The organism is Bacteroides sp. ET489 (assembly GCF_030518095.1).
GTDB lineage: Bacteria > Bacteroidota > Bacteroidia > Bacteroidales > Bacteroidaceae > Bacteroides > Bacteroides ndongoniae.
Map to the genome: position 1 here is coordinate 51,243 of NZ_JAULLJ010000006.1, position 24,069 is coordinate 75,311.

The following is a 24,069-nucleotide window of genomic DNA, read 5'->3' on the forward strand; positions in this document are numbered from 1 at the left end:
TATAGAGTTTTTATATTTGTCTTTCTTCTATTCATAAAAAAAGAGGGTGCGTCCGAACACTCTACAACACACCCTCTCTTGCTAAAATTACTTAATCAGATCCTTACCCGTCATCTCAGCCGGCTGAGGCATGCCGAGGATGTGGAGGATAGACGGAGCTACGTCGGCCAGTACGCCATTCTCTACCTTGGCATCCTTGTTGTCCGTTACGTATACGAACGGAACCGGATTCAGCGAGTGAGCTGTGTTGGGTGTGCCGTCGGCATTCAGTGCGTGGTCGGCATTACCGTGGTCGGCAATGATGATGACTTCGTAGCCGTTGGCCTTGGCAGCCTCAACAGTGTCCTTCACACAGTTGTCGATAGCTACAACTGCCTTTTCGATGGCTTCGTAGATACCCGTGTGGCCTACCATATCGCCGTTGGCATAGTTCACCACGATGAAGTCGTACTTCTGTGTACCGATAGCCTCTACCAGTTTGTCCTTCACTTCGTAAGCGCTCATTTCAGGCTTCAGGTCGTAAGTGGCAACCTTGGGCGAAGGAACAAGGATACGGTCTTCGTTGGCATACGGAGTTTCGCGGCCACCGTTGAAGAAGAAGGTTACGTGGGCATATTTCTCTGTCTCGGCAATGTGCAGCTGCGTCTTGCCGTTGTTGGCCAGGTATTCGCCCAGCGTGTTCTGTACGTTCTCCTTGTCGAAGAGGATGTGCACGCCTTTGAACGATGCATCGTACGGCGTCATGCAGTAGTATTGCAGACCGGGGATGGTGTGCATGCCCTGTTCCGGCATATCCTGCTGGGTCAGTACGATGGTCAGCTCTTTGGCACGGTCGTTGCGGTAGTTGAAGAAGATCACTACGTCGCCTTCCTTAATGGTGCCATCGAAAGCGCCGTTTACGATAGGCTTGATGAATTCGTCAGTTACACCTTCGTCGTAAGACTCCTGCATGGCTTGTACCATGTCGGTAGCTACACGGCCCTGTCCGTTAACAAGCAGGTCGTATGCTTCTTTCACACGTTCCCAGCGTTTGTCGCGGTCCATAGCGTAGAAGCGGCCCACGATGCTGGCAATGCGGCCGGCCGACTGTGCGCAGTGAGCAGTCAGTTGTTCGATGAAGCCCTTACCGCTCTTCGGGTCGGTATCACGACCGTCCATGAAGCAGTGGATGAAGGTAGTGTCCTGCAAACCGTATTCCTTGGCAATGCCGCAGAGCTTGAACAGGTGATCGAACGAAGAGTGAACACCGCCGTTCGAAGTCAGTCCCATGAAGTGGATGTTCTTGCCATGCTCCTTGGCATACGTGAAGGCAGAAACAATTTCCTTGTTCTGCAGGATGCTGTTGTCGGCGCAGGCACGGTTGATCTTCACGAGGTCCTGATAAACGATGCGTCCGGCACCGATGTTCAGGTGACCTACTTCAGAGTTACCCATCTGACCGTCGGGCAAACCTACGTTCTCGCCGCTCGCCTGGAGCTGTGAGTGCGGATAGTTGGCCAGCAGACTGTCCCAGTAAGGAGTGGGAGTGTTGAAGATCACGTCGTCCTTCTGATGGTCGCCACAACCCCAACCATCGAGAATCATTAAAAGAGCTTTCTTTGACATAATGCTTAATGTATTTAAAGTTTAAATCAATCTTATTTCTTTTCCGGCCGCAAAGTTACAAAAAAAGATGCGTATGTAAAGGATTAATCTATGTTAAGTTAACAACGAAGCCTACTTACTCCTGCGTCATGAAACGCCAGTTTACAGTACCGATATTATCCGGCTTTCCCCTCTCGGCCTTCGAAATACTGCCTTTCAACTGTCCTTTTCGGTCGCGGGTCACACGGATATCACGCCATGTGTATTCGCCTCGCTCATAATCGTACGTTTCTCCATCATCATCGTAGAAGCGATAAAAGCCATCGGCCTTTCCATAATGACGAATTTCGAGATTCATTTTCTGCCCAGCAGTTGGAGCATGCAGCAGAGGCTCCATCAAAGGAATAATCGCTCCATCTTTCACAAACACCGGAATACGATCCAAACCTGGTGAAACGGTAATTGTTTCTCCGTTACCCACATATTTACCCGTATAAAAGTCATACCAGTTACCTTTCGGCAAAACAACCTTACGCTGAGTCTGCCCTGCAAACAAAGGAGCTATCAACAAGTATTCGCCTGCCATGTACTGGTCTTTGATTTCTTTGGAAACGGCCTCCAAATAAGGATTGGTTTCCAAATTTGCATTGGTATTTTGCAACTCCACAGGCTCTACTCCAGAAGGGGAAAAACCCGCCTCCAGATTCATAGCACGAAAAGGAGGAATGCCATCAAAATGGTAACGAGCAAACTCTGTATACCAATAAGGAATCATCCGCATACGCAACAGGGCGTATTCTTTCACCTGCTCAGCTACTTCAGGGAACGACCAAGGCTTCGTACCACTAGCCCAGGCATTGAGCATAGCCATCGGTGAGAAGACTACCGTCTGGAAGCGGCGCAACCACTCCTCGGCTGTCTTAGAACCACGTACTTCAGGTGTCCAAAGCACACCGCAGAAGCCCGAGTTAATCAAAGCCGTAATAAAGTCCGGATGGCTGTAATAATCGTTGTAGATGACGTAGGGATAAGCACTGGCACCGGCGTTGGAGGCACGTACCAGTCCATAGGTACGCTGATTGCGTTGGTGATACAGGTCGGTCGTCGTACGCTGTACCCACAGGCCATAGGTCTGCCGCATCTGTTCGGCCGACACACCGCTGGGGAAGGTAGCCACGTCGGGCCACAACCAACGGTCGTAACCATCCACCTCGTCCACCTTGTAACCGCTCACACCGATGCCTACATGTTCCTTGTCCAGTTTGTCCATCCAAAGCCGACGTCCTTTTTCGTGAGCCAAGTCGGGCACAATGCCGCACCACACCGTGTGCGAGCCACTCAACGGAAACATTTGTTCATAAATGTCCGACTCGGGAGAAACATAAGGGTTGGTCCACAAATTAATACGGATGCCACGCTTCTTCATCTCGTCCACAAATGCCTTCGGCTGAGGGAAACGCTGTTTGTCCCACTCGAATGTGCACGGATAAGACTTACTCTGCCAGCCGGGTTCCAAACCGATGAAATCGAGCGGATAACCACGACGTTCAAACTCTTCGGCTTCCTGCTTCACCTGATCGGCCGTATAAAGAGAGGGAGTGCGATGCGTAAATCCCAATCCCCAGCGCGGAGGCAACGTACCTCCTCCGCAGAACAGGTTGTAACGGCGTACCACATCCATCGGCTGGGGACCGGCAAACAGATAAATCTCAACACCCGGAGCCGGAACCAATACTGAAACAGCATCCGAATAGGGATTGGCGCTCCACGTCTTGTCCGTATTACGGTCTTTAGCAACAGGTGCGTCAGGGCTATCCTTGCGCGAACCGCTTCCAGCATAAACAGTCAAATAACGAGCTGAATTAATTAATATACCATAGCCACAACTGGATACATAGAAAGGAACTGGCGCATGAGTTCTACCATCATCCTTACCACCGTAATGATCTACATGCAAATTCAATATTCGTCCACGCTGGTGCACAGTTTTAAAATTCAGCCCAAAACCATATAACTGTTCCTGTCGCTGCAAGGGAATAGTAATGTACGTCTTCCCGTCGTTCAAAGTAGCAGTTATTTCATCGGCCAAAGCAGGCAAAGTCACTACCGGCAGACGAGTAAAACCCTCTTTCAACGGCATCTTTCCCGAAACACTCAATAACGAATACTCTTCCGGAGTACCTACAACTCCTTTCCACACTCCCGGTTCCACCAGGGTCCAATGAATTTGTGCCCGCAAAGGGGACAATACCAGCATTAAGCATATGCCCAATGCCAACCATTTTTTAACGCTTTTACTCATAGATTTTTAAGATTATGAACAATACAAAGATAAGCTGTCTTTTACTATTGTTGTATCTTTGAGTCAATGAAATTTGTATTTATACATAACTTTTGTACCTTTGAGACAATATAACAAAAACATTTGTCTAACTTATTTTAATACTACTATGATAAAGGTATTTCTCTGCAGCCTCCTGCTCCTGCTATCAGGACTGCTGACGGCACAAACCATCGAGACCCCCACGTTCAAGGTACGCAACGGGAGCATCCGCAACATCACCCGCATCGAGCGTACCCCCGAGTACACTAAAGTCTATATTCACGCCATTTTCCGTCCGCACTGGTGGATTATGGAAGACGGAGAAAACTATCTTGAAGATGTTGCCACCGGCAAACGCTACGCACAAACGGGCGCCGAAGGCATCGAACTGAAAAAAGAAACCTTCATGCCCGATTCGGGCGAAATGGACTTCGTACTGCTGTTCGAACCCCTGCCCAAGGAAACACAGACCATCCACATGATTGACCCTAACAGCAACGAAAGCAATACTTACGACATCTCGTTAGTGCCCGCAGACCCCAAGCAGCCATCGCCCCTGAAACAGGTGGAAGGCAACTGGTTTGCCGACGACGCGCAAGGCCGCTGGACGTATGGCGTCCACGACTCGCTCGTCATCCTGAACAACCGGTTGTACGATCTGACCGAATGCCGCAAGAAAGGGAAGCGCATCGTGCTGACTGCCCGCAGCCGCACAAACGGCTCCACCGCCACCCTGCAACTGACACCACGCAAGGACGGCTCCTGCCTCATTGCCCTTGACGGTGACGAAGCGCAGCGTTATGTCCGTACCCGTCCTGGGACGGTTGCCGCCGAAACCGACAACGGTTATGGAGAAGACTTTTTCCGCCGCGACAGCGTCTGCCTGCAAGGCTATCTGAACGGATACGACCCGCGACTGGGCTTTGACAGCGGCATCCTCTATCTGAAAGACGAAATCACCCGACAGGACTATCCCACCGTGGTGCCCATCAACCCCGACGGCAGCTTCCAATGCTCCTTCCTCCTGCGGCATCCCGTCTGCGAGAACCTGATAATTAGAAATAATATAGATATACCCTTCTATGCCGAACCGGGCGACACCGTCACCCTCTACATAGACTGGGAAGACGTCATGGCCCGCAGCCGCGCACGCGATATGAACTACCCCCTCTCCCACACCGCCTATATGGGCAAGAGACCCGATCTGTCGTACTTAGCCACGACACTGAACAAATACTTCCAGTATCCTTACAACCAATTGTCCGAAGCACAGAAGACGCTGACGCCCGCCCAGTTCCAGGAACGGCTGAAACCCGTCATCGACCAATGGCAACAGCAGGCCGACTCGCTCTCCCGCCTTTACGCCCCCTCGCAGAAAGCCGTGTCGCTGATACGCAACCAGAAAGCTACACAGACAGGGATGGCTTACTTCGATTTCCAAATGGATCGCAGCTACTATGCACAGCAAGACACTACCAATCAGATACTGAAAGTGCAACCCGACGCCTCTTACTACGATTTTCTGAAGGAAATGCCTCTGAACGAGCAGTCGGTATTAGTCAATTACGGCACAAACTTTTTTATCAACCGCTTCGAATTCATGAGTCCGCTTTCCATTCCCCTTCAGGAGCAGATAAACATACAGAACGATGAAGCCTTTCAGGCTCTGCCCTTAGAGGAAAGACAGCTGAGACTTCAGCTGAGATTCTCTGAGAAAAAAGACAGCATCGTCAACAGCTTGTGCGCCACGCCCTCCCCATTGCTCTGGCAAATAGCCCGTGTGCGTAGCCTGCACTTCATGTTATCTGATGTATTTATGCAACGTCAGTATGCCGAAGCCTTCCTTACCCAGCTGGAAAAAACCGTCACCCATCCCTATCTGCGAGCCACGGCCCGCGAAATGTTGGAAGAACGGTTCCCCGACACCCCAACGACGTCGTACCAACTGCCCGAAGGGAAAGCCACCGACATCTTCCGCCGCATCATCGCGCCCCATGCGGGCAAAGTGCTGTTCGTTGACTTCTGGGCAACCACCTGCGGTCCCTGCCGGGCAGGCATAAAGGCCACGGCCAAGCTGCGCGAGCAATACCGCAACCATCCCGAATTCCAGTTCGTTTACATCACCAGTGAAGCCGAATCACCCCTGAAAGACTATACGGAATACGTGGAGAAGAACCTGAAAGGCGAAGCCAGCTACCGCTTGGGGGACACGGACTACAAGTACCTGCGCCAGCTCTTCCGCTTCAACGGCATTCCCCATTACGTCGTGGTGGAAAAAGACGGCAGCATTTGCACCGAAAACGTCGAAGCCTACAACCTGGCCTCCTTCCTGCAACAACGTTTCGGTACGGAACAGAAGAGGACAGAATAACGCACTGAATATCATGATAATGCAAGGGGATGTGTCAAATTAAGGAATTGCTTTCCTTTAGGCACGGATTACACGGAATTTCGCGGATGATTATTCTTCTTTCTCGGTGTTTTTCCGTGTAATCCGTGCCTAAAAATAACAAGATGTCAGTTACTTTTAGTTTTGACACACCCTTCTTATCCCCCGTTTGTGGGACACTTGTGTGGAACAAATGTAACGCAAGTGTGGCTCGCGAGCCGTGCAAGTGTGGCTCACGAGCCACACAAGTGTCCCACAAACGGTGTACTTGTACCCTTCCCGCCGACCGGCAGAACCCGCTCCGCGACATTCCGCCACCGGTTCCTTCCCCCAAATCGAAACAAAACCTAAAAAATCAGGCCGGATGCACCAGCTATCGGTCCGTTTCATTACTTTTGCCCCGCATTAAAAACAAATTGAGAACAACAGATATGGACGATTCAAACCCTCGAACGTGCAACAGTATTAACCCTTAACCGCGGACGGAGACCCTCTGCATCGCCAGCCTCCGTACGCAACCTAAGAAAGGAGGCTATCACCGATGAGAAAGTATCTCTACAGCGAAAACGGCTTCGTAGAGAAGCCTGTGTGGGCACCCAACTGCTGGGTAAATGTAGAATGCCCCGACAACAACGATTTTCAATTCCTGACTCGCGAACTTAACGTACCCGAATCCTTCCTGGAGGACATTGCCGACGCCGACGAACGGCCCCGCACCGAGACCGAAGGCAACTGGCTGCTGACCATCCTGCGCATCCCCATGCAGAGCAGCAACCCGCAGATTCCCTTCATCACCGTGCCCATCGGCATCATCACCAACAACGACATCATCGTCTCCGTCTGCTACCACCGCACGGAGCTGCTGCCCGACTTCATCCAGCACACGCGCCGCAAGGGCATCTGTGTGAACAACAAGTTGGATCTCATCCTGCGCCTCATCTACTCCTCCGCCGTCTGGTTCCTGAAGTACCTGAAGCAGATAAACAACGAAGTGGCCAACGCCGAAAAAGAGTTGGAGAAGAGCATCCGCAACGAAGACCTGCTACGGCTGATGAAGCTGCAAAAGACACTCGTCTACTTCGACACCTCCATCCGTGGCAACGAAGTGCTGATAGGCCGGCTGAAGAACATCTTCCAGAACACCGGCATGCTGGACATGGAACTGCTGGACGATGCCGTCATCGAGCTGCGCCAGGCCTACAACACGGTGAACATCTACAGCGACATCCTGACCGGCACGATGGACGCCTTCGCCTCCATCATCTCGAACAACGTGAACGACATCATGAAACGCATGACGAGCCTCAGCATCACGCTGATGATACCCACCGTCATCGCCAGCTTCTACGGCATGAATGTGGACATCCACCTGGATGCCTTCCCCCATGCCTTCCTGCTCATCGTGGTGCTGTCCGTCGCCTTGTCGGCGGTGACGTTCGTGTGGTTCAGGAGGATTAAGTGGTTCTGAGAAGAAATAGCATAAAAAAGATAGGAGATGTACACTACAAACGATGTGCACATCCCCTACTCTTAGTTATCCAACGTATTGGATATTAGCCCATGTACTATACAGACGGGGTACCTGGATTAGGTTTAACTGTTACGGCTACATTGTAAACAAATGTCTTCCACTTATATGTAAAGGTAACCGGAATGTAAATGATGTATTCCTTATTAACCGGCGTACCGCTGTAGTTATAGTAAACCAATTCGTCTTTACCTCCAGAAGTTGTTCTGATAATCTTCACATTCTTTGGCAATGCACCATCTCGGTAACCTTCAACCGGTTCAATATTTCCATCAACTAACTTCAAGTTGGTCTTCAGTCTCGAAGGATCCAATTCACCGGTAGTCAGATCGAGGTATGGCCATTCACCTTCGTTTGCTTCATAGAATTCCCACAGTGCTTTCGGCAACCCGACTGTATTAGCAACGGTAGAATTGTTCCAAGCCTTGTATGTGAATTTACCTTCTATAGAGATACGAGAACCACCTTCCTGGGCATCAGTGAACGGTGCCAATGTCGGATCGCTCATAGTCAACGGTTCAATGATGAATGCCTCATAAGCCTTCACAGTCTTTACATTCCAGTCTTTGCCAACTGCATCGCAAAGTACCGCCTCCATTCTAACCGGAACATCTGCTCCAACCAATGCCTTGGCTGCTTCTGTCGGTTTCTCACCGGTGCGCGGAGCATGGATTGCATTTTCCTCTTCCAGACGAATGTTGTAAGTCTGTTCTGCCGCATTCAAGAAGTTCTTTCTTTCATTGATGATCTTGGCAGCAACTTCACCGTTAATCCACAATATAGATACGTAGTAAGAGGTTCCGTCAATCGTTTCCAGTCTATTTTGTACCGTTGCCTTCTTAGGCTCATACTTCATTGCCGAACGGTTGTAATACTGGTAAGTATAGTTATTGATGCGCGTATCGTCAAACACGAAACGAATGGTTTCATAAGGTTTCTTATAGAAATCTTCCTTCACTTTACCACAGTCATACCAAACGGCATCTTCTGCGAATAATGGCTTCGTACCTTCTTCATTCAGGAATCCGTTCAACAAGTCGGTATAAATGTTACAAGTTGCATTTTCATCCTTCCAGTCTGCTGCGTTTGTTTCCAGTTCGCCCCATGCCGGGTTGGATTCTTCCGTATCATAAACAATCGGGTTAACGTTGAAGATTGTGTACTTCGGATCTGTTGTCTTCCAGTATGTACCCAAGTGTCCCCAAACGCCAAGTTCAGGCATGTTCACTCTTCTCTTCAATGTAATCTTCAGATCCGGATAAGACTTGGAATCATTTCTGTAGTAAACAACCTTGCTGAAGTCTTTGTACTTCTGACCCGGCCAGATGTTACCCATGGTTTCTGTTGTCAAATCCCAAAGGATGTTATAAGAATCTACACCACCTTCGGTATTGATTACGTTCTTAGCCGTACCATAAGGTTCAGAAGCATTTTCGTCAAATGTCGTATAGATAGCCTTGAATTCTTCGTGAGTCATACCGCCTTCTTTAGCCTGGTGGTAGATTAATTCATTCATCATCTGAGTCGTTACACGGCTTTGGATGCCACAAGCATAGCAAATCGGATCAAACTCGATTGTGATTTCCTTCACACCAATTTCTCTTGTCCATTTTACTTTCAGATAGCGCTGTGCAACCAATGCATCACCGTTTTTGGTGTCGACCAACGATACACGTACAATAGGCTCACGACCGATAGCTGTAGCAGATGTTCCTTCAATTGTATACACCTTTGATGTCATGATACCATTGGACGGAGAATCAATTTTTGCAAACTTCTGCTGGTCGGTCTTATTGGTATTACCTTCCGGACCTCCTAAAGTGATGTATGGAGCTGCTGCCAGACTGAAGCGGAATTCCAGACCATAATCCTTATAATTCTTGAACAGTTCGTGTTGAGCATGATCCTTCCATGCCTCTGCCTCATCAGAAACACAGACTGTTACATACTTCTTCAGATCCAGTTCTTCGGCATAGTCTGCATAAATGTCAATATCCTTACCTGCTAAAGATTCATATGTACAAATAGAGTCACGATAGTGTACAAAGAAACTTCCATTGGCATCTGTCTGAACTTCGTCAGCAAAATAGTCGGTAGTCAAAGGCTTGCCGAAATCTGTTCTGATATTGGCAATATAAGGCACTTTAACCAGCTCTTCAATACGCGAATATTCAGAGTTCACATAGGTCTTTGTCCCTGCTTCATAAGCTTTCCGTTCCTCAGCATCCAGATTTTCCTTAGCAATGGCAGCTTTAGCCGATGCCATCCAGAATTTTTCTTGTCCAGGTGCCGGGTGAGCATCGCCCGTGCTCATGATTCGGTCGTTCAAGAATTCTTTGTTTTTCTTGAAAGTAACAGTCATCAGGCTCTTATCAATTTTAAAGCCAGTCACTTCAATAGGACTGTTCTGCTTAATCAGGTCACTTTCAGCTGCACGAGTTATGTTTTTAGAAGTCATGCAGTCGAAGGCTAGACTTTCCAGATCCTGCGTACGGACACCCATATTAGGACTTACCTGATAATATGCCTCGTTCTTCTCACTAGACAGATAACGTACTTTCGCACCCGCTACAGCCGTATGGTCCAACACAGGGCGTTTGGAGTGATCGGCAGGTGTTGTCATTACTGGATGCAATGGGTCAGAATAATCCGTTACAGCATGTCCTTTAATAGGAGTATATACCTGCGGAGTATATTTCAACGAAGTGAAAATAATGGCAGGAATACCATTGATATGCTGCGTAGGAACCAAATTCATGCTTGTCAGACGATGGCCTAACAGTCTGATAACTTCTTCACTTAACTGAGATACTTTTGCAGCCAAAGCATTCAGCTCTTCGTCTGATACAAAATCACTTAAAAGTTCCGCTTTCAAAGCTTCAATTTTCGCATTTACGTCCTCTAGTGAAGCTTTTTTGCCCAACTCTTCCTGAATTTTCTTTTCAGCATCAGCAATTGCTTGCTTCAGCATTTGTTCCAATTCTTCCTGTGTCACTCCATCAGGAGTGTTTTCACCAACTTGAGCCAAAGCTTCTTCAGCTTCAGCTTTAGCAACCTGAGCTTCTTTGATTGCTTTATCAGCATCAGCGACAGCCTTATTAATGGCAGATTCAACGCTACTGATTTCTGATCTTAACTCCTCAATAGAAGCTTTCTGATTCACTTGCTCCTGCAGATTAGCAATCTCATCATCGTAATCTTTGCAAGAGGTAAATGTTCCAGTGGAAGCCATTAATAGGGCACTCACTAGCATTACATTAAGATACCTTCTTCTCATAGCACATAACATTAAAAAGTTAAACATATTTCCAGGATTTTCCTGTTTTCATGCAAATGTAGCCCAATCCGCTTCATCAAGTTAGGATTTTTAAAGCAAGAATAAGGATTTTTAAACCCAATTCTATCCTACAAATAGGAAAATTGAAGCATCATTTTTCAATAAACAAATAATAATCAAGACCTTAAAAATCCTACTAACACAGTATTCTTTTTTCATCCATCAGCAAATATTCAGTCTTCTGATTATCAAAAAGCAGACAGTTTTGGAACTCAAAATTTGCCATCAATCTAAATTGAACCCAGATTTGAAAGCATAATTTTTTTTTTCAACAATAGCAAACGTTAAATAAGAAGGGACACAACAGCAGAATTGCAGGCACACCAGCCTGCATTTATTAGATTAGAAAAGTCGCGAGTAACTGTGAATGTGCAGTTCAACTAACCACACAACTTACGTTACGAATGCAATATTAGCTAATTAATTAGAGATTCTTCCGGATGACTTTTGCGCACTTCACTCCAAATCCGGGATGAACATACGTCCTTATTGAGGCGTTTTACGGAACAATGAAGGTGTTGTAGAAAACAGTTGTTTGAATACGCGCGTAAAATAACTGGTATCTTCGAAACCACAGTTCATGGCAATCTCACCAATAGGCTGTTCTGTGGAAACCAACAGACGCTTGGCTTTTTCCATACGGATTAACAAAATATAAGCCGTAGTACTGTAATTGGTTATGGCTCGTATCTTACGATTCAACTGCGATTTGCTGACACAAAATTTGTCGGCAACCATTTCTGCATTCAAAGCCTTTTCGGCCAAATGCTGATGTATAAATTCAGTCAAGTTGTTCAGGAAGTCACGGTCGGCAGGACGCAATTCAACGTTCCCCGTATTGCCCTCGCACAATGCTTTCGAGTATTTTTCACGCAGGATGCGCCGCTGGTTCAGGATATTTTCAATTTGCAGCAATAGTTCGTCGGCATTGAAAGGTTTCAATAAATAAGCCTCTGCTCCAACCTGTATTCCCTTCAACCTATCGGTTTCCTCACTTTTCGCTGTTGTAATGATGATAGGGATATGGTTGAGCGTTTGTGAACTGCGTATATTTTGGCACAAGGTGTATCCATCCATCTCAGGCATCATCAGATCCGTAATGATTAAATCGGGCATATTTTCATTGCATACGTTCAAAGCTTCACATCCATTGTGTGCATGCCTGATCCGATACTTGCCCTCAACGAGCTTATGAATGTAGAATGACACATCTTGATTATCTTCCACAATCAGAATCAACGGATTAGCATTCTCTAAAGGTTCTTCATCTATTACGGTTATATCACAGGCTTCAGCAGGCTTTTCATCGTTTTCCGGCAAACTACTCAAAGCAGGTTCACTTTCTTCAACCCGAATTTCAATGTGAGCCTTTGGATTCTGTAAGGGTATCCGGATGGTAAATTCGGCTCCTCCCTCTTTGCTGTTGGCAGCGGTGATACTTCCATTCATACTTTCAACCATTTGCTTGACAAAAGCCAATCCGATACCGGTACCCATATTATTTTTGCTGTTTGCCCCTTGGTAAAATGCGTCAAAAATGTATGGAAGTTCTTCTTTTGATATTCCTTGCCCGTTATCAGTAATTTGCAGAATCAACTGCTTATCGGATGCTGTGCCCAAGTGAACTTGTATCATTCCCTCTTTGGGAGCGAATTTAATAGCATTACCGAGTACATTCTGCAATATTTTATTGATGTATTCAGGAATGTAATCTGCCTGTAGCGTCTGTACTTGTGTGGTGAAGATGAGTTGGATATGTTTGGCATTCAGATAACAGCGATAGCCATCCAAAACCAACCGGATGTAAGAAACAATATCTGCATGCACCCATTTCTGCTGTTCCATACCCGGAGCCGATTTGGCTGCATCAAGCAACTGGTTAACCAGCCCGAGCAGACTGCGGCTTTGTCTGATAATGGTATCCAGATAATCGTCCACATCTTTTTTCCCCAACTCCTGTTTTTTCAACTGTTCAGCCAAGCCTATGACGACAGTAAGTGGAGTCCGAAATTCATGGGTAATGTTAGTAAAGAAAGTACTTCTCATCTGAATCGTACGTTTCAGTTGCCGGTTAGTTCGGAGACGTATGCGCTGAATGTATAGCAGAAGCAATATAATAGTTACAGCCAATATAGCAAATAACACACTACCTATAAGAATTGTATTTTTGGATTTCTGCTCTGTTCGATAAGCATTTTGAGCCACGTTGACAATTTTCTGCGCTTTATTCCTCTCATACTTCATCTGTAAGTTCAGCGTATTGTTTTTGTTTTTCTCGTTCATTACGCTATCCGTATATGCCAAACTTTTTTCGTAATGACTAATGGCTTCTTTAAAGTTTCCGGCCTGTTGGCAGGCTAGAGATTTCAACCTGTATATTTCAGACAAATGTTCGGGTGAGTGGATATTCAGTGCTTCCAGTTCACTTCTTTCGATATAAGGCCCGGCTTTCCCGCGCAGATCCTGCAATAAATACACACGCGCAATAGCAATGTGTGCTTCCAGCCAATGCCACCGATCTGAGTTTTCTTCCATAAGTTGGCTCGAACTTTGGTAATGTTCCAAAGCTTCTTTCCAATTTTTTTGTTTTTCTGCCATACGTCCGAGATGATTATGGCAAAGAGCAATGCCTAAATTGGATTGGGCCAAACGATTGAATTTCATAGATTCCTGGTAATAGATGTAGGCTTTTGCTGTTTCTCCTTGCGTTTCCAATATACTCCCAATATTAGCATAGTTGATGGCTTGTCCCAAATAGCTGCCCAATTTCTTTTCTCCTTCGAGTGCTTTACTGAAAGCCTGCATGGCAATTTCAGCATTACCCAATGTCAGATGGATATTACCGATTCCATTGAGCGAAACTACCTTGTTTTTTTTCGCAACGTCCGATATTGTATCGCTCCAGTTTTCACAATAGCGCAATGCGGTATAATGGTTGTTAGATGCCTCATCCAAAATCCCCATACGCCTGAAGTTTGTACCTAAATTGTTGTATGCTTGAATGATTTCATTAGTATCTTGAGCCGCCAAGGCATATTCCAAACTTTTATAATGGGCATTCAAAGCTTCCCTGAAACGAGATTTATCCCGCAGTTCCTTTCCTCTTATCTTATAAGCGATACTAAGGGCGTAATTGTTCTTCCTATGCTGATGGATGAAGCAGTCAAGCGAATCAACTTTTGCCATCTGTTTTGCCAGTTTTTCTATTTCCTGCTTTCCTGCATCCATATTAGCTCCTTCATGTACGGATGGGACACAGCTTACCATTATTAGTAAAACACTTAATATCTGTATTATAAGGCGCTGCATAAGTAGTAATCCTATATTTTTTATTATAATAATCAAAAGGAGATTGTCATAATGCAAAAATAGCAGAATTTAACAAAACAGAAAAGTTTTTTAATATTAAAAAAAACGCCAACGATGAATTATCATTTTGTTTACTCATTTTAATCTTGGCAATCTACCTCGGCTTTTATTTTCCAAGCACATTCTCGCCTCCAAGATAGTAACATTATTTAAAATCCAGCGAAAGCTGCCCGTCGCCCAGCAGATTGAATGTCAGGCGGTGATAGGGCGTAGTGCCATGCTCGGCAATGGCGGCGCGGTGCTTCTTGGTGGGATAGCCTTTGTTCCGGTTCCAGTCATAATACGGAAATTCCTCGTGCAGCCGGCTCATGTAATCATCACGATAAGTCTTGGCCAAAATGGACGCCGCGGCAATGGAAAGATATTTGCCGTCGCCTTTCACCACTGTGGTATGCGGTATATCCTGGTATTTTTTAAAACGGTTGCCATCGATAAGCAAGTGCTGCGGACGAACTTTCAACTGGTCAATGGCACGGTGCATGGCCAGGAACGAGGCATTGAGTATATTGATTTTATCTATCTCGGCCGGCGACACCACACCCACTGCCCATGCCACTGCCTCGCGCTCTATCACTTCACGCAAAGCATAGCGCTGGTGTTCGGTCAGCTGCTTGGAGTCATTCAGCAGTTCATTCCTGAAGTCCTTGGGCAATACAACAGCGGCGGCATATACAGCCCCTGCCAAACATCCACGTCCGGCCTCATCACAACCGGCTTCTATCAAATCGGCATTCAAATAAGGAAGTAACATGATATTACAGTTTACGAGTTGCAAAGATACAGGTAAGCAACTAAAAAATAGCTATCTTTGCCCCGTTTTTCAAAAGAATAATAAAAGATGTTCACAGTCATAGGACTCATGCTGACGGGAATGGTTGCCGGTTTTCTGCTACGCAGACACCGTTTAAAGGGCATCCAGCATTTCATCACCATCCTCATCTGGCTATTGCTCTTCCTGCTGGGCGTAGAGGCAGGAGGCAACAAAGATATCATACAAGGCCTGCACACCATCGGGCTGGAAGCCATCCTGCTGACAATAGGCGGCACACTGGGCAGTGTAACAGCGGCCAAACTGTTGTGGCACATGCTCAACAGACACAAAAAAGCACAAGAGCAGACTTCTTCCGATGCGACAAAGGGTAGCGGCAACCTGCAAGCCCTGAAAGGCAGCCTTGTCATTGTCATCTTTTTCGTTCTGGGAATCATCAGCAGCCTGTTCCATATCCTGCCTGCACAACCGGGCAGCCACATCAGCTTCTACGCCCTCTGCGCACTGATGACCAGCGTGGGCATCAGCGTCGGCAACGATCCCCAAACACTGAAAAACTTCCGCACGCTCAACCCGCGACTTATCTTCCTCCCCGTCATGACCATTGCAGGCACACTGGCGGGCACAGCCGTCATCAGCCTGCTGCTGACCCACCGCAGCCTCACCGACTGCCTGGCCATCGGTTCCGGCTTCGGCTACTACTCACTGTCGAGCATCTTCATCACCGAATACCGCGGAGCCGAACTGGGCACCATAGCCCTGCTGGCAGCACCGCTGCTGGTACGCTGGTTCGGGCGTCTGGCACCCATTTCGGCCGGAGGTGCCACCACAATGGACACCACGCTTCCCATCATCACCCGCACTTCGGGACAAGAGTTTGTCGTAGTGTCCATCTTCCACGGGTTCACGGTGGACTTCAGTGTACCATTCCTCGTAACGTTGTTCTGTTCACTTTAAAAGCACCCCACAACATCCACCGATAGGAAAACATAGTATATTTTCATCGGGGGAAAGGAATAATTTGCATCTAAACATCCAATACTTTACACCGCAAAAGGTAATGCGCAGCCACAACTCTTCACACCACTAAATAGAGCTAAAGGCTACTCTTAGTCGATTATCTCGGAGAATACTAACAAGTATCAAACGAAAACATTATAGGCAGGGGCAATATTTCGCTTCAGCCATTATGACTAAAAACAGGAAACACACAAAAATACGAATAAAACCAGAGACAATCCACAGTAGTTTACAGCCAACTTGGCAAGAGTTAACTCGCAGCATGATAACAGTTAGTTCACAGCATGGTATCAGTTTACTCCTTGGTTACGACTTTCCTAAGCCATGCAAGTATCCGTCAAATGGAATTCAATTGTCTATACATTTCCATAAACAACAAAAAAACGGACGGTTTGAAAAGCATTTCTTGCCATATTTAAACAAAAAGAGATGCTTCACAAACCATCCGGGGGGAATATTTAACAAATTCAAAATAAGCAATCGTACAATCCACATTACTAACCATCTACCCCACTTGCACGAACAAGAGAAAAAGAGCAAGAACACAAACGATTGCTTCCTCCTATAGTAGGAAGATTATTGAGGCCGTATACTGATGGCATATCCACCACCTGCCGCCGTCCAAATCTTCAGTTTCGTCTTAGGAGACACTTTCTTAGTACTGATGACATAGTTTTGAGGATTCTCTTTATAATGAGCATCTTTACCGTCCTGATAGATGATCGCCACATACTTGCCTGCCGGCAAGAAATTGAGGTTAATGACCGAAATACGGGGTTGTTCACCGTTGGTACCGCCCACAAACCACAAATCTTTTCCTTTGGCCTTGCGCGCCACGGTGACATACTCCATCGGCTCGGCCTCCAGATACCAGCTCCGGTCCCAATCCACCTCCACGTCCTTGATGAACTGGAAGGCATCCATAAACCGTTCGTAGGTTTCAGGTAGGTCGGCTGCCATCTGCAACGGGCTCGACATGCTGACGTACAGCGAGAGCTGGTTGCACAACGTTGTGTTCACCCACGAAGAGTTGTTGGGGTTGTACTTCTTTATGTCGTTTTCAAACAGGCCGGGGGTGTAGTCCATGGGGCCGCCTATCAGTCGTGTGAAGGGCAGGATGGCCGTGTGGCCGGGCTTGCTGCCTCCGAAAGCCTGATACTCGGAACCGCGCGCCGACTCGTTGCCGATAAGGTTGGGATAAGTGCGGCACAAGCCGGTGGGGCGCACGGCTTCGTGGGCGTTGACCATAATCTTGTATTCGGCCGCTTTCTTCACGGCATACAGGTAGTGGTTCACGTGCCATTGGTTGTAGTGGTTCTGCCCGACGGGAATGATGTTGCCCACATAGCCACTCTTCACAGCATCGTAACCGTTTTCTTTCATAAAACGGTAAGCCTCATCCATGCGGCGCTCGTAATTGCGTATGGAAGAAGACGTTTCGTGGTGCATAATCATTTTGATACCCTTCTGCTTAGCATAATCGCGAATGCCCGGCAGGTCAAAATCAGGATAAGGCGTCACGAAGTCGAACACTTCGTCCTTGGCGTTGCCGAACCAGTCTTCCCAACCGATGTTCCATCCTTCCACCAACAGGGCGTCGAAGCCGTGTTTTGACGCGAAATCAATGTACCGCTTCACGTTTCCGGTTGTGGCGCCATGGCGTCCGTGGGGTTTCAGTTTGGCATAGTCTGTCTGGCCCAAGTGGATGTTGGGCGCATCGTAAGTGTAGCTCCACTCGCTCTTGCCGGTAATCATTTCCCACCAGACGCCCATGTACTTGCAGGGCTTTATCCAGGATGTATCTTCCAGCTTGCAGGGCTCGTTCAGGTTCAGCGTGACGCGCGAAGCGAGGATGTCGCGGGCGTCGTCGCTGACAATGACCGTACGCCAAGGCGTGCGGCAGGCCGATTGCATGTAAGCCTTGTCGCCGTTGGGGTAGGGCGTAAGCCAGGAGGTAAAGACAAAGTTCTTGTCGTCCAGGTCGAGGTGCATGCACGGATAGTCCACCAGAGCGGCTTCGTGCAGGTTGATGTACAGGCCGTCGTCGCTCTTCAGCATCAGGGCCGTCTGTACGCCGGTGGGCGAGAAGCTGGTTTGCGACAGGTTGCCGGTGATGGACCCGGTCATCAGGCCGCGTATCTCGCTCAGGCGACTACGTGTGTAGTCATACTCCTGCGTGTCGTAATCACCTGGAATCCACCAAGCAATGTGGTCGCCTGTCATAGCAAACTGCGTACATTCGTCGGTAATGACGAAGTAGCTCAGGTTACGCTGTTGCGGAAACTCGTAACGGAAACCCAAGGCATGGTCAAAAACACGGAAACGGATGTTCATCAGCCGCTTGGAAGAGGTTTGCTCCAGTTCCACCAACAATTCTTTGTGATGGTCGCGTATCTCGTTTTCTTCACCCCACACAGGTTTCCACGTCTCATTTTTCTCACTTTGAGAAGCTTTCACCAGCCTGAAATAATCAACTAACGCTGTTCCGTCCTTCAGTTTGAAACCCATACCACTGGGTTTAATCACATCCTTGTCCTTGTATCGCAACGAGTAACGTGGCACTCCTCCTTCGGCCAATTCGAAACGAAGAATCAGGTTTCCATCGGGCGATGTGACCGACTGTACTGTGTTTTCCTGTGCCTGTGCAAATAATCCTATAAAAGGAGCAAACAAGGCCAAGCAGATGGTTTTGAAAAAATGTCTCATATTGTAAGGGTTTAAAATGAATACTCAAGTTTTCTCATTTTTTACTCAGTTTTACGATTTTACAGCCATGCGGAGGCAATTCCACTTCCAACCGTGAAGCTTCTCCTTCTTCAGTATGTGTCCATAAGTCACGCACGCTCACGCTGCCTTCAATACCCAATTCTGTGAAATCCACAGCACGCTTTTGCTTATTGTCTTCGCGGTTGAAAAGCCCCAACACCCAATCACCGTTAGTAAGTTGTCCGTACCAGATTTGGCTCCGGCTATCCCATCGATCGGTTGTAAGCGGTTTCCCTACGAAACGATCAGTATTCAAGGCCAGCAGTTCACTGTTTTGATAAAAACGGAGGTTATCACCTATCGTGTGATATTGGTCAGCTACGGTCACAGGGCCTCCCGCCATCAGTTGCAACGAGATGACTGATTGCTTCTCCTCATCCGTACCAAAGGTATTCAAACGGATAAAATCACCGTCAAGAATCACATTGTTTCGTCCGGCCACATCAGAGAAGTGAAGAAACCCGTCGAACATATTCATACTGGCAGGCCAGGAACCGTAAATCTTTCCACGCTCATTGGCAGAAAAATGTCCCCATCCCCCATCGCCCGTATCGGCCACAATGCGCACCATGTTCCCGTAACGTTTCTCCAAGTCTGCATGGTCGAACAAATGGGGCATAACCAACGAAGTAAACACACCATACTTTTGTGCCGATTCGCAGATATACTGCAAGGCCAGTTGATAGTTTTCGCGTCCATACCCACGCCCTACAGTACCCATATTACGGTCTTTGCCATTCTCATACCAACTCAAAAAATCCATGCGGATGTACTCCACCCCCATTTCCGAAAAATGCTTGAAGAATCCGTCAATGTATTCCTTGGCGCCCTTATGTGAAGCTACCACCCAGCTGAACCAAGTGTCGTCATGCCCGGAATTATCTATCTTATCGCCCGACTTGTATTTTAGATCGCCAAAGGTCACGTCCGTGCCCGGTATCGGGGTGTCGTCGGGTCCGTGCAGCCACAAGGGGTTGTCGTAGACGCCCACTTTCAGACCCTTTGCCCTGCATCTGGCAATGAGCTCCTCCAGCGGCATGCTTCCATAACGGGTCATATATCCCGATTCATCGTCGGCTATCATCGGAATGAATCCGTCGGTGCATATCATGTCGTATCCGTAAGGCTTCAGGTCGCGTGCCACCCAGTCGATGATGTTGTCCCATTCGTCCGGGCTGATGTCCATATCCTCATTGGCCACTCCGTTCTTGCTCTGGTTCCAGCAATATTCGTACACACTCCAGTACAACGGGGCTTTGTAGACGTGAATGTCCGTTTCAGGCTCCTGCGGCTCCTGCAAAGAACCGCTTCCAGAATCCTGGCATCCTCCTAAAAGGAATGCCAGGACTATCATCAAAATACCCATATTGAAAACTGTTGCCAATTTCATCCCTAATTACTTTGTTATACGTATTACTTGGCAACTGTGAGGCTCTAACGTCACAGCATAGGAGCCTTCCATAGCGCCCAAGTCCTGATGTGTCCAGAGGTCGCGCACATTTCCCGCTTTTCCCGTTTCGATGCCCAGTTCTTTCCCGAAATCGATGCGGTATTCGTCCGCTGCATCTTCACGGTTGAAAAAAGCGACAATCCAATCGCCGCAAGGCAATTTCCCAATCCAGCGGGAACTGTCTTTGCTCTTGACATCCCGGGACAACGGTTGGGCACAGAAGCCAGCCTTGTTCAGTTCTATCAGCTCCTTGTTCCGATAGACCTCCAAGCACTCCTCCGTCGCCGTGTCAAACTGGTCTGAAACGGCCAGCGCAGACCCTGTGACAACCATCAACGAGAACAGGAAACGGCGTTCGTCCACATCGGCCATAGTGTTCATGCGCATAAAATCTCCGTCCATAATCAACCGGCCGGGGGCCGCTATGTCAGAGAATCCGATGAAGCCATCGAACGCATTGCCGTATTGCGGCCAGTTTTCCTGACGTTCGCCCCTCCGGCGTCCACTCACAAAGTCCCATCCGCCTTTGAAGCAATCGTCACTGATGCGTATCATGTCGCCATACGGTATTTCGTTCTTGCCGTGACTGAAACAGTTGGGCATCACCAGGCTGATGAAAATCTCATCGCCTGCTTCCTCCTTAATCCATTTCAAGGCTTGCACGTATTTGTCCGAACCGTAGTTCCGCTCGTAATTCTCCAGGAAGTCGATGCGCAGGTAAGTGGCCCCTAAGTCGATGAAATGACGCACATATCCCTTTATCCACTGCTCGGCTCCGGGACGGGCGGTATCCACCCAATACAAATCGGCGTTGAAACTGTTCTTCCCCACGATTTGGCGGGCGGTGGTTTCCGCGCCTGCCACCGGACAGTCTTGCTCCCACGCGGCACGTGTCAGCCACATCGGGTTGTAGTAGACGCCGAACTTCATCCCTTTGCCACGGATGTAATCACTCCAATAGCTGAAGTCATGCTGCCAATCACTGTTGTACTTGGTGATGTATCCGTTGGCATCTATCGTTTGCGCCTGTTCTATCCACCCGTCAGTGCATATCATATCGTAGCCATACGCTTTCAGATGCGTGTCCATCCAATCGATGTTTTTCTTGTAACGGTCTTCGGGCAGAGGCCGGTTGTTGTCGTAGCAATACTCGTAGGCCATCCAATACATCGGACCGCTGCCCTTGCGGGTAAACTTGCTGTCGCGGGAGTGGACGGGGAGGAAGTTTGCCAGAAGCAAACTTCCCAATAAGAATAGTCTAAAAACGAAGTTCATATACCATACAAATCGTTTTAGTAATTATTCGCCCAAATAAGATGCCGAGATGGTCCAGTTGCGCAGGTCGAAGGTCAGATTGTAGGTTCCCGCAGCGGTAACCTTCCACTTCAAATCTTCGCCTCCGGCGTACATCAAGAATACTTCGGCATTGATGCCGCTCTGGTTTATCTCACGTCCTTGCGTAGTAGGATGTACGAACGGTGCATCCCAACTGCCCGTCACCAAGCAGCATTTCAACTCGCCGGTGTTCAGATGCCCTTCATACACGAAAATCAACGGATCAGCTTCCGTCGGTGTCAAAGCCGTAGGGTTGCTGATATCCCACCCTGCTGGAGTGGCATCGCCTACCATGTAAAACGTTTCGGTTTTAATCGGCAGATTTCCTTCGATGACAATCAAGTCTTTTTCTCCTTCGCAACCAGCCAAGGCTATGGTCAGCAGCAACACGGCTGCTTGTACAAAATGATATAGCTGTTTCATAAGAATAAGTCTTTTTTAGTTATAAAATTTATTTGTCGTATCCAGGATTTTGCTTCAAATTATGATTAGCATTCAGCACGTCGCGCGTAATGGCAAAAATCTCGGTATGATTATCGGAATCAGCCTCCTTATCCCACCAACGTCCACTGTTGAACTGTCCGAAACGGATAAGATCAATGCGGCGGCGTCCTTCAGCAAAGAACTCGCGTCCCCACTCATCCAGCAATTCGCTCTCAGTAAGTTGGGCTTGTCCTTCGGGTGCATAAAGGTTACGTGTCCAGCTTTCCGCCGGATAGTTGCGCTTGCGCACACTGTTCAATAACTTGGCCGCTCCCTCTACATCACCTTGGCGGAATTTGCATTCAGCCAATGAGTAGACAATCTCAGCCAGGCGGATTTCAGTAAAGTCAGATTCCAACTGCTGGTCATCTTCGTCACTATAGAAAGGATACTTACAGAAGTGCCATCCTGAATTGTGATCGCCCGTTGTGAGGTTACTGGTCTTGTCGTCTGGATACTGTCCTTCGGGAAGTCCGTGGAACTTTCCAACGGCATCGCGGATACACAAATCATAATCTGAATTAGGAGAAGGTACATACTTCAGTTCACCGTTTTCATCCGTGTAGGGCAGTTTGCCGTAAAGGAACATTCCTTCACGAGTATTATTGCCCAAGTTCCTATACAATTTCAAACGTTCATCTTCAGGATATTTGCGGAACTTCTGGATAGGCATACCCAACGTGTACTCATACAAATTGCCACTCAAGTCATAGCTGGGTGAAGCAGCATACTTACAGTTATGATCACCCGCCTTTGCCTTGGAGTCGTTGAAGTAGAAACGGATGCGCGCCGGCACAGTCCACCAATAGGTATCGCCTTGATAGTGCCAATAAGAGTAGCCCTGTGATGCAGGGAATCCAAAGATGACTTCGTCGCATGTCTCGTTATTCCAATCGAACGGAGCATCCCAAGTGGCAGCCAATTCGTACTTGCCATACTTGCCGTCCAAGATTTCCTGAGCGTAAGTGGCACAATCGGCATAGCGGTTTTCGTCGATATAGGTCTCTGCATTGAGGTAAAGCCGTACCAACAAAGAGGCAGCCGCTGCTTTGGTCCATTGTCCCTGAATACCTTGATTACCTCCCAACGTCTCTTTCGTGGTCAGCAAATTCAAGCATTCTTTCAGCTCCGTCTCAATGAATTCAAAAATGACTTTCGGCTCTACTTGTCCTTCAGAGTTCAACGATACATCATTGAAGCTTACTGCCAACGGGACGTTGCGGAAAGCATCCAATAATCTCAGGTAAAACCAAGCTCGTAATGCTCGGCACTGTGCCTTGAGGTTGTTGAACTCGTCATCCGTAAAACCAAATTTCTCGGGCGATAACGAACTGAGGTCTTCAATCACATAGTTGGCCTGCATGATACCTTGGAAACATCCGTTCCATTCAGTCTGCGCATCGCCGTCTTCAATCGTCCACGTATGGTAATGCAAACGGCGCCAGCGCCCTCCGTCATCCCACCAACCGTCACGCGTCGGTGTTATCAACTGATCGGCCGAGAGTTCGTTCAAAACATGTCGAGACTGTATGCTCCAGAAAGCATGTTCAAAAGGACGGAATGTAGCACGTACCACATCCATCTGGGTATTGTAATAGTTCTGGGAACCCACTTGGTCGTAAAGGGTTTCATCCAAATTGGTGCAACCGGTTGCAAACACGGTAGCTAATGCCGTTGCGGCTATATATATCTTTTTTAAGACTTTCATATTCTTAT

13 protein-coding genes and 1 pseudogene are annotated in these 24,069 nt (G+C 47.7%); 4 read left to right on the forward strand and 10 right to left on the reverse strand.

Going from position 1 to position 24,069, the window contains the following annotated elements:
* Nucleotides 1-87: 87 nt before the first annotated feature.
* The gene (gene gpmI, locus Q3C19_RS05010) at nucleotides 88-1,605 is read right to left on the reverse strand and encodes a 2,3-bisphosphoglycerate-independent phosphoglycerate mutase (protein ID WP_302727610.1); all 1,518 of its coding nucleotides are present in this window, start codon (nucleotides 1,603-1,605) and stop codon (nucleotides 88-90) included.
* A 115-nt stretch (nucleotides 1,606-1,720) separates the two neighbouring features.
* Nucleotides 1,721-3,886 (reverse strand): TIM-barrel domain-containing protein, encoded by a 2,166-nt coding sequence (locus Q3C19_RS05015; protein ID WP_302727612.1) that lies wholly within the window; start codon nucleotides 3,884-3,886, stop codon nucleotides 1,721-1,723.
* Between the two features lie 148 nt (nucleotides 3,887-4,034).
* Here Q3C19_RS05015 and Q3C19_RS05020 point away from each other — a divergent pair, with 148 nt between their 5' ends.
* A complete protein-coding gene (locus Q3C19_RS05020) occupies nucleotides 4,035-6,278 on the forward strand; it encodes a TlpA disulfide reductase family protein (RefSeq protein WP_302727614.1) in 2,244 nt (747 codons plus the stop codon).
* 559 nt (nucleotides 6,279-6,837) lie between these two features.
* Complete coding sequence (locus Q3C19_RS05025; RefSeq protein WP_071148390.1) at nucleotides 6,838-7,764, forward strand: magnesium transporter CorA family protein; 927 nt, start codon at nucleotides 6,838-6,840, stop codon at nucleotides 7,762-7,764.
* Nucleotides 7,765-7,861: 97 nt separating this feature from the next.
* On the opposite strand, the gene Q3C19_RS05030 is transcribed toward Q3C19_RS05025, so the two are convergent.
* From Q3C19_RS05030 to Q3C19_RS05040, 3 genes are all read right to left on the reverse strand, one after another.
* A complete protein-coding gene (locus tag Q3C19_RS05030) occupies nucleotides 7,862-11,077 on the reverse strand; it encodes a hypothetical protein (protein ID WP_302727742.1) in 3,216 nt (1,071 codons plus the stop codon).
* A 570-nt stretch (nucleotides 11,078-11,647) separates the two neighbouring features.
* Nucleotides 11,648-14,527: a response regulator gene (locus tag Q3C19_RS05035; RefSeq protein WP_302727617.1), complete on the reverse strand. Its 2,880-nt coding sequence runs from the start codon at nucleotides 14,525-14,527 to the stop codon at nucleotides 11,648-11,650.
* 148 nt (nucleotides 14,528-14,675) lie between these two features.
* On the reverse strand, nucleotides 14,676-15,281 hold the full coding sequence (locus tag Q3C19_RS05040; protein ID WP_277120781.1) for a ribonuclease HII: 606 nt from the start codon (nucleotides 15,279-15,281) through the stop codon (nucleotides 14,676-14,678).
* Between the two features lie 108 nt (nucleotides 15,282-15,389).
* Between Q3C19_RS05040 and Q3C19_RS05045 the strand changes: the two are divergent.
* Both Q3C19_RS05045 and Q3C19_RS05050 read left to right on the forward strand, forming a co-directional pair.
* Nucleotides 15,390-15,614 (forward strand): annotated as a pseudogene (locus tag Q3C19_RS05045) (LysO family transporter); the annotation flags it as partial.
* A 75-nt stretch (nucleotides 15,615-15,689) separates the two neighbouring features.
* Nucleotides 15,690-16,256, forward strand: coding sequence for a lysine exporter LysO family protein (locus tag Q3C19_RS05050; protein ID WP_302727744.1), 567 nt, complete (start codon nucleotides 15,690-15,692; stop codon nucleotides 16,254-16,256).
* A 639-nt stretch (nucleotides 16,257-16,895) separates the two neighbouring features.
* Here the strand turns inward: Q3C19_RS05050 and Q3C19_RS05055 are convergent.
* The 5 genes from Q3C19_RS05055 to Q3C19_RS05075 are packed head-to-tail and all read right to left on the reverse strand — an operon-like array spanning nucleotide 16,896 to nucleotide 24,061.
* The gene (locus Q3C19_RS05055; protein WP_302727622.1) at nucleotides 16,896-19,025 is read right to left on the reverse strand and encodes a glycoside hydrolase family 97 protein; all 2,130 of its coding nucleotides are present in this window, start codon (nucleotides 19,023-19,025) and stop codon (nucleotides 16,896-16,898) included.
* A gap of 34 nt (nucleotides 19,026-19,059) precedes the next feature.
* Nucleotides 19,060-20,475 carry a glucan 1,6-alpha-isomaltosidase gene (locus tag Q3C19_RS05060; RefSeq protein WP_302727624.1) on the reverse strand — a complete coding sequence of 472 codons (1,416 nt, stop codon included), beginning with the start codon at nucleotides 20,473-20,475 and terminating at the stop codon, nucleotides 19,060-19,062.
* 6 nt (nucleotides 20,476-20,481) lie between these two features.
* The gene (locus Q3C19_RS05065) at nucleotides 20,482-21,810 is read right to left on the reverse strand and encodes a hypothetical protein (RefSeq protein ID WP_022019551.1); all 1,329 of its coding nucleotides are present in this window, start codon (nucleotides 21,808-21,810) and stop codon (nucleotides 20,482-20,484) included.
* A gap of 24 nt (nucleotides 21,811-21,834) precedes the next feature.
* Nucleotides 21,835-22,293, reverse strand: a complete 459-nt coding sequence (locus Q3C19_RS05070; RefSeq protein ID WP_022019552.1) for a SusF/SusE family outer membrane protein — start codon at nucleotides 22,291-22,293, stop codon at nucleotides 21,835-21,837.
* Nucleotides 22,294-22,321: 28 nt separating this feature from the next.
* Nucleotides 22,322-24,061, reverse strand: coding sequence for a RagB/SusD family nutrient uptake outer membrane protein (locus Q3C19_RS05075; RefSeq protein WP_302727628.1), 1,740 nt, complete (start codon nucleotides 24,059-24,061; stop codon nucleotides 22,322-22,324).
* Between the last annotated feature and the right edge of the window lie 8 nt (nucleotides 24,062-24,069).

Excerpts from the sequence above, each read along its gene's own strand:
- Q3C19_RS05020 (WP_302727614.1), top strand. The coding sequence starts at position 4,035 with ATGATAAAGGTATTTCTCTGCAGCCTCCTGCTCCTGCTATCAGGACTG.
- Q3C19_RS05075 (WP_302727628.1), bottom strand. The coding sequence starts at position 24,061 with ATGAAAGTCTTAAAAAAGATATATATAGCCGCAACGGCATTAGCTACC.
- Q3C19_RS05015 (WP_302727612.1), bottom strand. The coding sequence starts at position 3,886 with ATGAGTAAAAGCGTTAAAAAATGGTTGGCATTGGGCATATGCTTAATG.
- Q3C19_RS05040 (WP_277120781.1), bottom strand. The coding sequence starts at position 15,281 with ATGTTACTTCCTTATTTGAATGCCGATTTGATAGAAGCCGGTTGTGAT.
- Q3C19_RS05070 (WP_022019552.1), bottom strand. The coding sequence starts at position 22,293 with ATGAAACAGCTATATCATTTTGTACAAGCAGCCGTGTTGCTGCTGACC.
- Q3C19_RS05030 (WP_302727742.1), bottom strand. The coding sequence starts at position 11,077 with ATGCTAGTGAGTGCCCTATTAATGGCTTCCACTGGAACATTTACCTCT.
- Q3C19_RS05060 (WP_302727624.1), bottom strand. The coding sequence starts at position 20,475 with ATGAAATTGGCAACAGTTTTCAATATGGGTATTTTGATGATAGTCCTG.
- Q3C19_RS05025 (WP_071148390.1), top strand. The coding sequence starts at position 6,838 with ATGAGAAAGTATCTCTACAGCGAAAACGGCTTCGTAGAGAAGCCTGTG.
- gpmI (WP_302727610.1), bottom strand. The coding sequence starts at position 1,605 with ATGTCAAAGAAAGCTCTTTTAATGATTCTCGATGGTTGGGGTTGTGGC.
- Q3C19_RS05065 (WP_022019551.1), bottom strand. The coding sequence starts at position 21,810 with ATGAACTTCGTTTTTAGACTATTCTTATTGGGAAGTTTGCTTCTGGCA.
- Q3C19_RS05055 (WP_302727622.1), bottom strand. The coding sequence starts at position 19,025 with ATGAGACATTTTTTCAAAACCATCTGCTTGGCCTTGTTTGCTCCTTTT.